At 70.9% G+C, this 13,541-nt stretch carries 13 protein-coding genes; 5 read left to right on the top strand and 8 right to left on the bottom strand.

The window, feature by feature from the left end:
- Positions 1-23 precede the first annotated feature (23 nt).
- Positions 24-995, top strand: coding sequence for a 2,3,4,5-tetrahydropyridine-2,6-dicarboxylate N-succinyltransferase (gene dapD, locus ACETWP_RS13615; protein WP_373972797.1), 972 nt, complete (start codon positions 24-26; stop codon positions 993-995).
- A complete protein-coding gene (locus ACETWP_RS13620; RefSeq protein ID WP_373972798.1) occupies positions 985-1,908 on the top strand; it encodes a hypothetical protein in 924 nt (307 codons plus the stop codon). Before dapD ends, ACETWP_RS13620 begins: the two co-directional genes overlap by 11 nt.
- Here ACETWP_RS13620 and ACETWP_RS13625 read toward each other — a convergent pair.
- The 4 genes from ACETWP_RS13625 to fdxA form a co-directional block, all read right to left on the bottom strand.
- A complete protein-coding gene (locus ACETWP_RS13625; RefSeq protein ID WP_373972799.1) occupies positions 1,905-2,513 on the bottom strand; it encodes a hypothetical protein in 609 nt (202 codons plus the stop codon). The two genes, ACETWP_RS13620 and ACETWP_RS13625, sit on opposite strands and share 4 nt — an antisense overlap.
- A 186-nt stretch (positions 2,514-2,699) precedes the next feature.
- Complete coding sequence (locus tag ACETWP_RS13630) at positions 2,700-3,983, bottom strand: citrate synthase (protein ID WP_373972800.1); 1,284 nt, start codon at positions 3,981-3,983, stop codon at positions 2,700-2,702.
- 97 nt (positions 3,984-4,080) lie between these two features.
- Complete coding sequence (gene dapC, locus ACETWP_RS13635; protein ID WP_373972801.1) at positions 4,081-5,196, bottom strand: succinyldiaminopimelate transaminase; 1,116 nt, start codon at positions 5,194-5,196, stop codon at positions 4,081-4,083.
- Between the two features lie 21 nt (positions 5,197-5,217).
- Positions 5,218-5,541 carry a ferredoxin gene (gene fdxA, locus ACETWP_RS13640; protein WP_373972802.1) on the bottom strand — a complete coding sequence of 108 codons (324 nt, stop codon included), beginning with the start codon at positions 5,539-5,541 and terminating at the stop codon, positions 5,218-5,220.
- Positions 5,542-5,728: 187 nt separating this feature from the next.
- Here fdxA and ACETWP_RS13645 point away from each other — a divergent pair, with 187 nt between their 5' ends.
- On the top strand, positions 5,729-6,070 hold the full coding sequence (locus ACETWP_RS13645) for a hypothetical protein (RefSeq protein ID WP_373972803.1): 342 nt from the start codon (positions 5,729-5,731) through the stop codon (positions 6,068-6,070).
- A 98-nt stretch (positions 6,071-6,168) separates the two neighbouring features.
- Here the strand turns inward: ACETWP_RS13645 and ACETWP_RS13650 are convergent, their stop codons facing one another.
- Complete coding sequence (locus ACETWP_RS13650; RefSeq protein WP_373972804.1) at positions 6,169-7,548, bottom strand: MFS transporter; 1,380 nt, start codon at positions 7,546-7,548, stop codon at positions 6,169-6,171.
- A 63-nt stretch (positions 7,549-7,611) separates the two neighbouring features.
- Here ACETWP_RS13650 and ACETWP_RS13655 point away from each other — a divergent pair, with 63 nt between their 5' ends.
- Complete coding sequence (locus ACETWP_RS13655; protein ID WP_373972805.1) at positions 7,612-8,106, top strand: ArsR/SmtB family transcription factor; 495 nt, start codon at positions 7,612-7,614, stop codon at positions 8,104-8,106.
- 55 nt (positions 8,107-8,161) lie between these two features.
- Here ACETWP_RS13655 and ACETWP_RS13660 read toward each other — a convergent pair whose 3' ends face one another.
- Both ACETWP_RS13660 and typA read right to left on the bottom strand, forming a co-directional pair.
- On the bottom strand, positions 8,162-8,581 hold the full coding sequence (locus tag ACETWP_RS13660; protein ID WP_373972806.1) for a hypothetical protein: 420 nt from the start codon (positions 8,579-8,581) through the stop codon (positions 8,162-8,164).
- Positions 8,568-10,490: a translational GTPase TypA gene (typA, locus tag ACETWP_RS13665; RefSeq protein ID WP_373972807.1), complete on the bottom strand. Its 1,923-nt coding sequence runs from the start codon at positions 10,488-10,490 to the stop codon at positions 8,568-8,570. The genes ACETWP_RS13660 and typA overlap by 14 nt, the downstream gene beginning before the upstream one ends.
- A 244-nt stretch (positions 10,491-10,734) precedes the next feature.
- Here typA and ACETWP_RS13670 point away from each other — a divergent pair, with 244 nt between their 5' ends.
- Positions 10,735-11,610 carry an SGNH/GDSL hydrolase family protein gene (locus tag ACETWP_RS13670; protein ID WP_373972808.1) on the top strand — a complete coding sequence of 292 codons (876 nt, stop codon included), beginning with the start codon at positions 10,735-10,737 and terminating at the stop codon, positions 11,608-11,610.
- 3 nt (positions 11,611-11,613) lie between these two features.
- Here the strand turns inward: ACETWP_RS13670 and ACETWP_RS13675 are convergent, their stop codons facing one another.
- A complete protein-coding gene (locus ACETWP_RS13675) occupies positions 11,614-13,452 on the bottom strand; it encodes an ABC transporter ATP-binding protein (protein WP_373972809.1) in 1,839 nt (612 codons plus the stop codon).
- Between the last annotated feature and the right edge of the window lie 89 nt (positions 13,453-13,541).

A 13,541-nucleotide genomic window follows, 5' to 3' on the forward strand; every position in this document is an offset into this window, starting at 1 on the left:
GCCGTCGCCGCTACGATGGATCCATGACTTCAGCAGACGCCCGGCCCCGCCCTGCCCACGACACGTCCGACTCCGGGATGCGCCTCGCCTCCGGGCACGGCCTCGCGACGTACGCCGCCGACGGCTCGGTCCTGGACGTCTGGTTCCCGGTCCCGGTGCTGGGTCCGTTGACGTCGGCCCCGCAGATCTCCGGGGAGCTGGAATCGGTCCGCTCCGACGACGCCGACCGCGGGACCACCCAGCGCGTTGTGCGGCTGGAGATCGACCTCGAGGTCGCCCCGGCCGACGCCGTCGACTCGTGGCTGCGCCTGCACCTGCTCTCCCACCGCCTGGTGGCGCCCAACTCGCAGAACCTCGACGGCGTCTTCGGGCTGCTCGCGAACGTGGTCTGGACGAACTTCGGCCCGTGCGCCGTCGACGGGTTCGAGCTGACGCGGATGCGGCTGCGCCGCCGCGGAGCCGTGTCCGTCTACGGCGTCGACAAGTTCCCGCGCATGGTCGACTACGTGGTGCCGTCCGGCGTGCGCATCGCCGACGCCGACCGCGTCCGCCTCGGCGCGCACCTCGCACCGGGCACCACGGTGATGCACGAGGGCTTCGTGAACTTCAACGCGGGCACGCTCGGGACGTCCATGGTCGAGGGGCGGATCTCGGCCTCCGTCGTGGTCGGGGACGGTTCCGACGTCGGCGGCGGCGCCTCCATCATGGGCACCCTCTCCGGCGGCGGCAAGGAACGGATCGTCATCGGTGAGCGCGTGCTCCTGGGCGCCAACTCCGGCGTGGGCATCTCCATCGGCGACGACTGCGTCGTCGAGGCCGGCCTGTACGTGACGGCCGGGACGCGCGTGCTGCTCGGCGAGCGGACCGTCAAGGCCCTCGAGCTGTCCGGCGTCCCCAACCTCCTCTTCCGCCGCGACTCCACGACTGGTGCCGTGCAGGCGCTGCCGCGCCGGGGCCAGACCGTGGAGCTGAACACCGCCCTCCATGCCAACTGACGTCCGCGACAGGGTTTTCTCCCTCGGACGCGCGCCCGCCGGCCGCGGCAACCGGCAGGCCGCGGCCCGCCGGCGCCGCCGGGCCCGCGGCCTGGTCGCCCTCGGCGTGAGCCTGGCTGTCGCCGTGGGGGGCATCTACGCGGCGTACGGCTTCCTGGACCAGGGCCAGACGCTCGTGCGCGAGCGGTGCACCGCCGTCGTCGGGACCGAGGAGCACGAGCTGGACCCCGAGCAGGCGGCGAATGCCGCCCTCATCGCCGCCGTGTCCGTGCGCCGCGGGATGCCGGCCCGCGCCGCGACGATCGGCATCGCGACCGCCTTCCAGGAATCGAAGCTGCGCAACATCGACTACGGCGACCGCGCCGGCCCGGACTCGCGCGGCCTGTTCCAGCAGCGGCCGTCGCAGGGCTGGGGGACGCAGGCCCAGGTCATGGATCCGCTGTATGCGGCCGACCGCTTCTACGAGGAGCTGGTGAAGTTCGACTACACCGCCCTGCCCGTCACGGAGGCCGCCCAGAAGGTCCAGCGAAGCGCCTACCCGCTCGCCTACGCGGACCACGAGCCCGAGGGACGCGCCTACGCCTCCGCGCTGACCGGCAACTCCCCCGCGGCGCTGAACTGCGTGCTGCGCCGCTCCACGGGCCCCGGGGACCCGCAGGCCGTCGCCGACGACCTGCACGCGGCTTTCGGCGTCGACGCCGCGGTGCGCGGCGGCACCGTCACGGTCTCCGCGGACAAGACCCTCGGCTGGGCCGTCGCCCAGTGGGCCGTCGCCAACGCCGGGAACCGGCAGGTGACGGCCGTGGGCAACGCGGGCCTTCTCTGGAACCGGGCCGAGGACGGCTGGGTGCCCGCGTCGACGACGGACGGCAGCGTGGTGATCACCCTCGCCGGAACGGAGGGCGAGGGCTAGGGCAGCAGCTCCACCATGGGCTCCAGGTAGCTGCGGAAGAGGGTCTCGTGCCGCGGGAGATCGTGGCTGAGAAGCACCGTTCCCGGTTCCAGGAACCAGGCGCGCGGCTCGGCCAGCGGCAGCTCCACCAGGGTCAGGCTGAGCGGCGCTCCGTCGTGGGAGGCCCGGGATGCCCCGCGCTCGCGCAGCATCTCCTCCAACAGGGACCAGCGCCCCGCCGCCGCGTGGTCGCGGGTCCTCGCGTCGCACTCGGTCTGGCGGCTCCGCGCCCAGACGAAGGCCGCACCGTAGTGCGCGCGCAGCAGCCGCTGCAGGGAAGGCGAATCGTCGAAGGAGTGGAAGTGCGGCGGCGAGATCGCGGCCTCGATGGCCGCGTCGGACCGGAGCAGCCTGTGCCACCACTGCTGCCATTCCTGCTTCAGCTCCGCCGAGGAATGCTCCGGAACCTCGGCCGCCGCGACGGGCTTCACCGCCGGCGCGACGGGACAGAGCACCGGTTGTCCCGCGTGCTGGATCCCCGCCAGGTCGCGGAGGTAGAGGGCCAGCAGCATCTGCCCGTTGGTCTTCGCGGACAGGCTCCAGCCGTCACCGGAACTCTCGTACATGCAACGGCCTCCTCCATCAGAGGTCCCGCCTCTAAGGGTAGCCCCGTCCGCGCGCGAGTGGTACGACGTCGTCCCCGCGGGCACGGCTCCGGCACCCCGGGGACGACGACAGCCCCGGGGACGACGACGGCGGCCGGCTCCGTGGAGCCGGCCGCCGTGGCCGCCGTCGTTCGCGCGGACCGGGGCCTAGCGCGTCGGGTAGTGCCGCTCGCCCTCGCCAATGTACAGCTGGCGCGGCCGGCCGATCTTCAGCTGCGGGTCCTGGATCATCTCGCGCCACTGCGCGATCCAGCCGGGGAGGCGGCCGATCGCGAACAGCACCGTGAACATCTTCTCCGGGAAGCCCATGGCCTTGTAGATCAGGCCGGTGTAGAAGTCGACGTTCGGGTAGAGCTTGCGCTCGATGAAGTAGTCGTCGGCCAGCGCGCGTTCCTCGAGCCGCATCGCGATCTCCAGCAGCTCGTCGTTGCCGCCGAGCTTGTTGAGGATGTCGTGCGCCGTCTTCTTGATGATCTTCGCGCGCGGATCGTAGTTCTTGTAGACGCGGTGCCCGAAGCCCATCAGGCGGACGCCGTCCTCCTTGTTCTTCACCTTCTCCATGTAGTCCTCGGGCTTGACGCCGTCGGCCTGGATCTGGCGCAGCATCTTCAGCACGGCCTCGTTCGCGCCGCCGTGGGCGGGGCCGAACAGGGCGTTGATGCCCGCGGAGACGGACGCGAACATGTTCGCGTTCGACGATCCGACCAGTCGCACCGTCGAGGTCGAGCAGTTCTGCTCGTGGTCCGCGTGCAGGATCAGCAGCTGGTCCAGCGCCTTCACCAGGTCGGGATCGACGTCGTACGGCTCGGCCGCGAGGCCGAAGCTGAGCCGCATGAAGTTCTCCACCAGGTTCATGGAGTTGTCCGGGTAGAGCAGCGCCTGGCCGATGGACTTCTTGTGGGCGTACGCGGCGATGACGGGCATCTTGGCCAGCAGCCGGATGGTGGAGAGCTCGACCTGCTCCTCGTTGAACGGATCCAGCGAGTCCTGGTACCAGGTCGACAGCGCCGAGACGGCGGAGGACAGCACGGGCATCGGGTGCGCGTCGCGCGGGAACCCGCCGAAGAAGCCCTTGAGCTCCTCGTGCAGCAGAGTGTGGCGGCGGATCTTCTGGTCGAACTCCTCCAGCTCGGTGGCCGAGGGGAGGTTGCCGTAGATCAGCAGGTAGGACGTCTCCAGGAAGGTGGAGTGCTCGGCGAGCTGTTCGATCGGGTAGCCGCGGTACCGCAGCACCCCCGCGTCGCCGTCGATGTAGGTGATCGCGGACTTCGTGGCCGCGGTGTTCATGAAGCCGGGGTCGTAGGTGACCCCGCCCGTCGTCTTCAGGAGCTTGGCGACGTCGAAGCCGTCGTTGCCCTCGACCGCCGGAACGACCGGGAGGTCGAGCTGGGTCCCCCCGTACGTTAGGCGGGCAGAATTCTGATCCGTCATGGCTTCTCCTCACCGGAGTTCAGATAGTTCCTACAAGCAGTGATCGGTTCCAAGCTACCGCCACCCGGCGGTTCTTCACTAATCCGGGAAGCGCGTTTCACGCGCCGCCGCCGGAGCCCAGCCGCTCGACGGCTGCATCGATCCGCTCGTCCGCGGCGGTCAGCGCGACGCGCACGAAACCCTCGCCGGCCGCCCCGTAGAAGCTACCCGGTCCCACCACGATCCCGCGGTCCGCCAACCGGCCGACCGTGGTCCAGGTGTCCTCGCCCGCGGTCGCCCACAGGTAGAGCCCGGCCTCCGAGTGGCGGATGTCCAACCCGAACGCGGCGAGCGCCGGCATCAGGCGTTCGCGCCGGCCGCGGTAGAGGTCCTTCTGCGCCGCGACGTGCGCGTCGTCGCCGAGGGCCACGCGCATGGCCTCCTGCACTGGCCGCGGAACGATCATCCCCGCGTGCTTGCGGTTGTTGATGAGGTTCGGCATCTGATTCGGCGCCCCGGCGACGAACGCGGCACGGTACCCGGCCACGTTGGACTGCTTGGACAGCGAGTAGACGGAGAGCAGCGAGGTGTGGTCGCCCCCGCAGACGCGCGGATCGAGCACCCCGGGCACGCCGTCCTCCCAGGCCTCCCAGCCCAGCTCCGCGTAGCACTCGTCGGAGGCGACCACGGCGCCGAGGGACCGGGCGTCGCGCACCAGCTCGGCAAGCTCGTCGATCCCGCGCACGATCCCGGTGGGGTTGCCGGGCGAGTTCACCCACACCAGCTTCACCCGCTCCCGGACCCCGGCCGGGAGCTCGGAGAGCCGGTCGGCGGCGACCGCTTCGGCTCCGGCCAGCCGCGCGCCGATGTCGTACGTCGGGTAGGCGACCTCCGGGCGGACGACGACGTCCCCCGGGCCGACGCCGAGGAGCAGCGGGAGCCACGCGACAAGCTCCTTGGAACCGATGGTCGGCATGACGTGGTCGGGGTTCAGCCCGGGGGTCCCGCGTCGGCGGGCGTACCAGGCGACGATCGCCTCGCGCAGGGCCTCGGTGCCGTGGGTGGTCGGATAGCCGGGCGCGTCGGCGGCCCCGCGCAGGGCGTCCTGGACGACGGCGGGCGTGGGGTCCACCGGTGTGCCGATGGAGAGGTTGACGATCCCGCCGGCGTGATGGCGGGCCGTCTCGAGGTACGGGGCCAGGGAGTCCCAGGGGTAGTCGGGCAGCGTCAGCATGGCGCGGCGCGGCGGGGGCCGCTAGCCCTGGTTCTGCGGAGGGAGGACGGAAACGATCGGGTGGTCGATGCCCATGTTCCCGAGCTTGGCCGCACCGCCGGGCGAGCCGACCTCGTCGAAGAACTCGACGTTCGCCTTGTAGTACTCGGCCCACTGCTCGGGGACGTCGTCCTCGTAGTAGATGGCCTCCACGGGGCAGACCGGCTCGCACGCGCCGCAGTCCACACACTCGTCGGGGTGGATGTACAGGGAGCGCTCGCCCTCGTAGATACAGTCGACGGGACATTCCTCGATGCAGGCCTTGTCCTTCACGTCTACGCACGGCTGGGCGATGATGTACGTCACGGTACCCGGGGCCTCCCTCTGGTGGTGCTGGTTCTGGTGCGGACGACAGGCGTCCACGTTGCCTCCAGCTTAGTCCTCCGCGCACCCGAGCGCCCATCGGCGGCCGCGGGGCCCGGCGGCGTGGTGATCGCCGCGTCGTGATCGCCGCGTCATGATCGTCGCGTCGTGGCCCGGATACCATCGGAGCATGCCCGCCGACTTCTTCTCCACGCTCTCCCCCGGGGAACGCATCGTGGTGCGGTACCGTCTCGGTCCCGGAGGGGAGGCACCGGGCGGCGAACGCTTCACCGACGCGCTCGGCGACTTTGTGGGGCTCGCGCCGTCCGCGACCGGCGACGGCGTCCTGGTGGTCGTCCGCACGCGCGCCGGCGAGGTGCGCATTCCGCGGGCGGCCGTCGCCCGCACCAAGCGGGTGCCGCCCGCGCCGGAGCGCCGCCGCCCGCGTGCCGGCGAGGGGACCGCTCCCGGCGGGGGCACCACGTCCGGCGGTGGCACCACGTCCGGCACCGGGAGCGATGCCGGCGGCTGACCCCGCCGGGGGCGGCGTCCGGCGCCGGATGGCGTCCGGCGTCGGGGACGGTACCCGGCGGCGTCGGCAGAGAGGGCGCGGAACCCTGGCCCCGTGACCTAGCGGGCGGGGGGTTCCTCGCCCGGGGCGCCGGCGTCGTGCTCCACCTCGTCGGGAAGGGTGCGCATGCGCGCCAGCGGCGAGAAGACCAGCGGAAGCGCGGCGGCGACGCATCCCACCACGCCGACCCACAGCGCCGGAACCAGACCGAAGCGCTCACCAAGGATGCCCGCCAGGATGGCGGCCAGCGGCATGACGCCCCAGACCAGGAAGCGGATCGACGCGTTCATGCGGCCCAGCAGCCGGTGTGGGCAGATGCGCTGCCGCAGGCTGACCTGGATGATGTTGTAGACCAGCACGCCGAACGTCATGACGAACATCGAGCACGCCAGGACCAGGAACGCCGACGTCGCGTCCGGCGCCAGGGTCGACAGCGGGAAGCCCGCCATGCCCACGCCGGTCAGCGCCGAGCTGATCGGCAGGCTGGTCCCCTCCCCCACGATCCGGGCCACGTACGGGGTCAACGACGCGGCGATCAACCCGCCGACGGCGCCCGCGGAGTAGATCAGGCCCAGCTGAACGGTGTCCAGGCCCAAGGTCCTCAGGACGAGGATGGGCAGCAGCGTGAACACGATGGTGCTGAAGAAGTTCGTGATCGCCGTGGTCGCCGCGATCCGGCCGATCAGCGGATGGTGCAGGACGTAGCCCAGCCCCTCGCGGATCTCGGCGACCAGATGGTGCTCGGCGGGCGCCGGTTGCAGGACCTCGTGGTCGCGGACCCTCCACAGGCAGAGGGCGGAGATCAGGTACCCGGCGGCCTGGCCGATGAACAGGACCGGCGGGAGGAAGACGACGAGGAGCGCGCCGCCGAGCGCCGGGCCGGCGAGCCGGGAGATCTGACCGGTGGTCTCCAGCTTGGCGTTCGCCTCCGAGATCTGGTCGCGCTCCACCAGCGAGGGAATGGAGGACTGGTAGGAGACGTCGAAGAAGACGTTGGCCACGCCGATCGCCGCGGCGATGATCCACAGCTGCCACATCTGCAGGACCCCGGCGTACCAGAGCACCGGGATGGCCAGCATGGCGACCACGCGCGCCAGGTCCGCCCGGATCATGACCCGGCGCTTGAACCACCGGTCCACCCAGGCGCCGACCGGCAGGCCGACGAGCAGGAAGGCTGCGGTGTTGGCGGCGTTGAGGACGCCGACCTCCCACTCCGAGGCCTGGAGCAGCACGACGGCAAGCACGGGAAGGGCGATGGCGCCGAGTTGCGCGCCGAGCTGGCTGAGCGTCTGTCCCGTCCAGAAGACCAGGAAGTTCGCGTCGCGGAGTAGTGAAACGACCGGACGGTTCTCGGGATCGTGAGCGGGGGTGCCGCCGCCCCCAGCGGCCGCACCCTCTCCGTCCGGGGCCTGGTGAGACTGGGGCCCTGAGGAGGTCATAAGTGCCTTGCTATGCGATTTGATAATATCAATCGGTCGAGTTGTTTACCGTATGCTGAACATATGGCAACCGACGAGGAGCTGCAAGCACGTGCCCGCGCACTGAGCTCACCAATTCGACTCCGCATCCTCCGCCTTTGTCTGCATAAGTCGCGGACAAACAAGGAGATTGCCGACCTTTTGGACATCAATCCCGCCACCTCGCTGCACCATGTCCGCACGCTGCTCGCCACCGGATATCTCGATGCCGAACCGGCGCGCCGCGGCAACCGCGGGGCCAAGGAGGTCCCGTACCGCAGCACTCGCATGTCGTGGGGCACGAAGCTGCCCGACGCGGCGCCGGTGCTTCTGGAGACATTCCTGCAGGAAATCGACGGCCTCGCGCCGAACGAGATCCAGGTGCTGCGCGTCGGGCTCAAACTCACCGAGGCCGACCAGCGGGAACTGTTGGAGCGCATCAAGGACGTGGTCTCCGACTACGCCCTGCGCCCGGCGGACGAGGGAGGCGTGGCGACGTCGCTTTTCGTGGCACACCACCTGGACCAGTCGGCCAACTAGCGGCGCCACCCCGCCCGGGCCGTGCGCGCCGTATCGATCGGGAAGTCCGCGCGGGTCAGCGGCTGCGCAGCGTCCTCGCGCTGACCAGCAGGGCGACCACCGTTGCGGCCACGATGCCGTAGAGCCACAGCGCCCCGGCGAGCGACGGCCCGGGCAGCAGTTCGCGGTTGGCCCACGACACGATCATGCGGTTGCGCTCGTCCATCGACACCCACGCCACCAGCGAGTAGGCCGTGATCCCGGCCGCGGCCGCTGCCCAGACCCGCTCGGAGTAGACGGCGGCCGCGGTGAAGACGCTGCCGGCGAAGAGAAGGGCCGCCACGGCCCCCCACGGAACCGGCGTGTCGCCGGCGTAGGCGAGGTGCGCGTGCAACAAGGTCCCGACGACCGCGGCCAGCCCTCCCGCCGCCAGGGCGGCGATCAGGGCGGTCGCGGTCGCCAGGACCTTCTGGCGGGATGCGCTAGGAGCGGGCACGGGCGCGCTGCGCCTTGTGCCGGTCGCTCGCGTTCAGGATGAGCTTGCGGATGCGGATCGACTCGGGGGTGACCTCGACGCACTCGTCCTCGCGGGCGAACTCGAGGGACTCCTCGAGCGTCAGGTTCCGCGGCGGGGTGAGGTTCTCGAAGGTGTCCGACGAGGCCGCACGCATGTTGGTGAGCTTCTTCTCCTTCGTGATGTTGACGTCCATGTCGTCGGCGCGGGAGTTCTCGCCGACGATCATGCCCTCGTAGACCTCGGACGTGGGCTGCACGAAGAACGCGCCACGCTCCTGCAGGTTGATCATGGCGAACGGGGTCACGACGCCGGAGCGGTCCGCGACCATCGAGCCGTTGGTGCGGTACTCGATCTCGCCGGCCCACGGCTCGTAGCCCTCGGCGATCGAAGCCGCGATGCCGGCGCCGCGCGTGTCCGTGAGGAAGCGCGTGCGGAAGCCGATCAGGCCGCGGGCGGGAACGGTGAACTCCATGCGGACCCAGCCGGTGCCGTGGTTGGACATGCTGGTCATGCGTCCCTTGCGGGCGGCCAGCAGCTGCGTGACGGCGCCCAGGTATTCCTCGGGGACGTCGATGGTCATGTGCTCCATCGGCTCGTGCAGCTTGCCGTCGATGGTCTTGGTGACCACCTGCGGCTTGCCGACGGTCAGCTCGAAGCCCTCGCGGCGCATCTGCTCCACGAGGATGGCCAGCGCGAGCTCCCCGCGGCCCTGGACCTCCCAGGCGTCCGGGCGCTCGGTCGGCAGGACGCGGAGCGAGACGTTGCCGATGAGCTCCTTGTCGAGGCGGTCCTTGACCTGGCGGGCCGTGACCTTGGCGCCCTTGACGCGGCCGGCCAGCGGGGAGGTGTTGATGCCGATGGTCATCGAGATCGCGGGGTCGTCGACCGTGATCAGCGGCAGCGGCTTCGGGTTCTCGACGTCCGTGAGGGTCTCGCCGATCATGATGTCCTCGATGCCGGCGACGGCGACGATCTCGCCCGGGCCGGCCTCCTCGGCGGGAACGCGGGAGAGGCCCTTCGTGGCCAGCAGCTCGGTGATCTTCACGGTCTTCATCTGGCCGTCCTGGCGGGCCCAGGCGACCTGCTGGCCCTTGCGCAGGGTGCCGTTGAAGATGCGCAGCAGCGCGAGGCGGCCGAGGAACGGCGACGCGTCGAGGTTGGTGACGTGGGCCTGCAGGACCTCGTCGGGGTTGTACGTCGGGGCGGGGACGTGCTCCATGATGGTCGCGAACAGCGGCTCGAGGTCCTCGCAGTCCGGAAGGGTGCCGTCCTCGGGCTTGTTCAGCGAGGCGCGGCCGGCCTTGCCGGAGGCGTAGACGACGGGGACGTTCAGCACGGAGTCCAGGTCCAGGTCCGGCACCTCGTCGGACAGGTCCGAGGCGAGCCCCAGCAGCAGGTCCATGGAATCGGAGACGACGCCGTCGATGCGCGCGTCGGGACGGTCGGTCTTGTTGACGACCAGCACGACGGGGAGCTTGGCCGTGAGCGCCTTGCGCAGCACGAAGCGGGTCTGCGGCAGCGGGCCCTCGGAGGCGTCGACGAGGAGCACCACGCCGTCGACCATGGACAGGCCGCGTTCCACCTCGCCGCCGAAGTCGGCGTGGCCCGGCGTGTCGATGACGCTGATGGTCACGTCGCGGCCCTGGGCGGACGGTCCCTGGTAGAACACCGTGGTGTTCTTGGCCAGGATGGTGATGCCCTTCTCGCGTTCGAGTTCGCCGGAGTCCATGACCCGGTCCTCGGTCTCCCCGTGGGAGGAGAAGGCGCCCGTCTGGCCGAGCATGGCGTCGACCAGGGTGGTCTTGCCGTGGTCGACGTGCGCGACGATGGCGACGTTGCGAAGGTCGTCGCGACGAGCGGTGTTGGCTGCCGAGGAGAAATCTGACATGCGTTCGGGGCTCACTTCTGTGGGGGGTAAGGAATCAGTGCGGTGGGGCCACGACTGACCCAATCAGCCAGTCTAACATTCGGGAAATCGCTGCCCAAATGCGCGCGCGGTCCGCCCGGGCGCGTCGCGGTGGCGCCGGGGCGTCCGAGGGTCCAAAATGAAGCATCCGCCGCACCATCGGCGGGGCATCGGGGGGGAGGTCGGCGCAGTGGGGGGAAGCCGTGTGTGGAGGTGCGCCGCGACCGTGCTGGCCACCGGGGCGCTGTTGGGATCGCTCGTGGCGCCGGTGCCGCCCCCGGATCCGTCGCGGCCCGGGTCTTCTCCCCCCACCGTCGCCGCGGGCGGCACGGCCCTCGCGGGCGCGGCCGGAACCGCCGGCTCGGGGTCCGCGCCGGTGGCCGGCGAGCACGCGGGCTGGGACGATTCCGGCAGCACCGGCACCGTGCGGAACCCCGCCACAGGCCGGGACGAGCTCGTATACCCCGCGCCTGAGGGGCTCGCCGTGATCATCGGGGACTCGCAGTCCGACGGCGCCGCGGGGGTCCCGGGGGCGGCGACCTGGCCGCGGCTGGCCGCCGAGGCCCTGGGTTTCCGGCCCGTTTTCCGTGGACGCGGCGGGACGGGCTTCACGGCCTCCCGCGGGGGCCACCTCAACTACGTCGACGCCCTGCGCACCCAGCAGTGGCTCCTGCCCCGCGGGCCCGTGGGACTCGTCGTCGTGCAGGGCGGAGGCAACGACGCGCGGTCCGGGGCCGGCGACGCCGCCATCCGCGACGGCGCGCTCGCCCTGGTCTCCGAGCTGCGGGCCGGCTATCCGGGGAGTCCGATCGTTCTGGTGGGGACGCTGGCGCGGTCCGCCGACGACGGGGGCGGGCGCCGCCACGCGGTGGACGGCGTCCTGCGCGCCGCCGCCGGGGAGGCGGGAATCCCCTTCGTCTCCGCCGGCGACTGGCTCACCACGCGTGGCCTGGCCGCCCGCCTGGCCGACGAGGTGCATCTGGACGCCGAAGGGCACCGGCGGGCGTCCGGGGTCCTTCTGGAGGGGCTGCGCGACCTCGGCCTGCAGCGGCGCGACACCGTCCTGGCCGGCGCCGGGGCCGAGGGCCCCGCCGCCGGCTGATGCCTAGGAGGCCTCGGCGTCCGCCAGCAGCTTGGCGCGCAGTTCGCGCCGCTCGCGCTGCTCGGCCGGGTTCGGGACGGGCACGGCCGCCATGAGCCGCTGCGTGTAGAGGTCCTTCGGACGGCGCAGGATCTCGTCGCGGGTCCCCTGCTCCACGATCTGCCCGTGGCGCATCACCACGATGTGGTCCGCGAGCACATCGATGACGGCCAGGTCGTGGGTGACGAACAGGCAGGCGAAACCCATCTCCCGCTGGAGGTCCTGGAACAGGTCCAGCACCTTGGCCTGCACCGAGACGTCCAGGGCGGACGTCGGCTCGTCGGCGACCATCAGCTTGGGCTCCAGCGAGAGCGCGCGGGCGATGCCGACGCGCTGCTTCTGTCCCCCGGAGAGCTCGTGCGGGTACCGGTTCCGGTAGTTCCGGGGCAGCTCGACCTGGTCCAGCAACGTTTCGATCCGCTTCTGCAGGGCCGCGCCCTTCGCCACGCCCGCGAGGTACATCGGTTCCCCGATGGACTCGCCGATGGGCAGGCGCGGGTTCAGCGAGCTGGACGGGTCCTGGAAGACCATGCCGATCTGCCGGCGGACCTCGTACAGCTCCTTCGAGGTCGGCTTCAGGTTGGAGATGTCCTTGCCGTTGACGACGAGCGAGCCCTCGGCGACGGGGAGCAGGCCGACGGCCGCGCGTCCGATCGTGGTCTTGCCCGAGCCCGATTCGCCGACCAGTCCGACGACCTGGCCCTGGTGCACGGTGAGGTTGGCGCCCTCGACGGCGCGGAACGCCGGGACGCGGCCCTGCTTCGGGTACTCGATCGCGACGTTCGTCAGCTGCAGCACGACCGGGCGCGCGTCCATCTCGGCCTGGCGGGCGCGGGCGGCCTCGATGCCGGCGAGCACCTCGCGCTCGCGGATCTCCAGCTCCGCCTGGTCGACGACGTCGAGCTCGATGCTGGTCGCCGCGGCGACCGACGCGCTGATGTCCACCGCGGCGTCCTCGTCGCCGCCGGAGCCCAGCTTGGGGACGGCGGCGAGCAGGGCCTGCGTGTAGGGGTGCTTTGGGGCGTTGAAGATCTCCTCGGCGGTGCCGGTCTCGACGATCCGGCCGTGGCGCATCACCGCGATGCGGTCGGAGAGGTCGGCCACGACGCCCATGTCGTGCGTGATCAGCACGATCGCGGAGTTCAGCTTGGTGCGCAGGTTGCGCATCAGGTCCAGGATCTCCGCCTGCACGGTGACGTCCAGGGCGGTGGTGGGCTCGTCGGCGATGAGGAGCTTCGGGTCGCAGGAGAGCGACTGGGCGATCATGGCGCGCTGGCGCTGGCCGCCGGAGAGCTGGTGCGGGTAGGACTTGAAGGCCTTCGCGGGGTCCGGGAGCTCGACGAGCTCGAGCATTTCCAGCGCGCGCTTCTCCGCCTGCGACGGGGAGATCGGGTTGTGCAGGCGAAGGGTCTCCACGATCTGCGCCCCGATCGTGTACACCGGGTTGAGCGCGGTCATCGGCTCCTGGAAGATCACGGCGACGTCGTTGCCGCGCACGGCGCGCAGGTTCGCGGGGTTCATGCCCAGCAGCGAATTCCCGTTGAGCTTGACCTCCCCGGTGACCCGGCTGTTGCTGGGCAGCAGGCCGAGCAGGGCCATGGAGCTGGCCGACTTGCCGGAGCCGGACTCGCCGACGATGGCCAGGACCTCGCCCGCGTTGACGTGGTACGTCAGGTCGATCGCGGCCGGCACCCACTCCTTGTCGACGCCGAAGTCGACGCTCAGGTTGTTGACCTCCAGGACGGGCTGGTTCCCGCCGCCGTTCGTGGCGGTTCCGTGGGTCTCGATGGTGTTCTGGCGCATCTGGTACTCATTTCCTTCCGGCGTGTGTCCGGCTAGATTCCGACGGCGGGGCGCTGGTGGCGCCGATTACTTCCGTGCCCGGAATGCTG

Source organism: Arthrobacter halodurans (assembly GCF_041877255.1).
GTDB classification, from domain to species: domain Bacteria; phylum Actinomycetota; class Actinomycetes; order Actinomycetales; family Micrococcaceae; genus Arthrobacter_N; species Arthrobacter_N halodurans.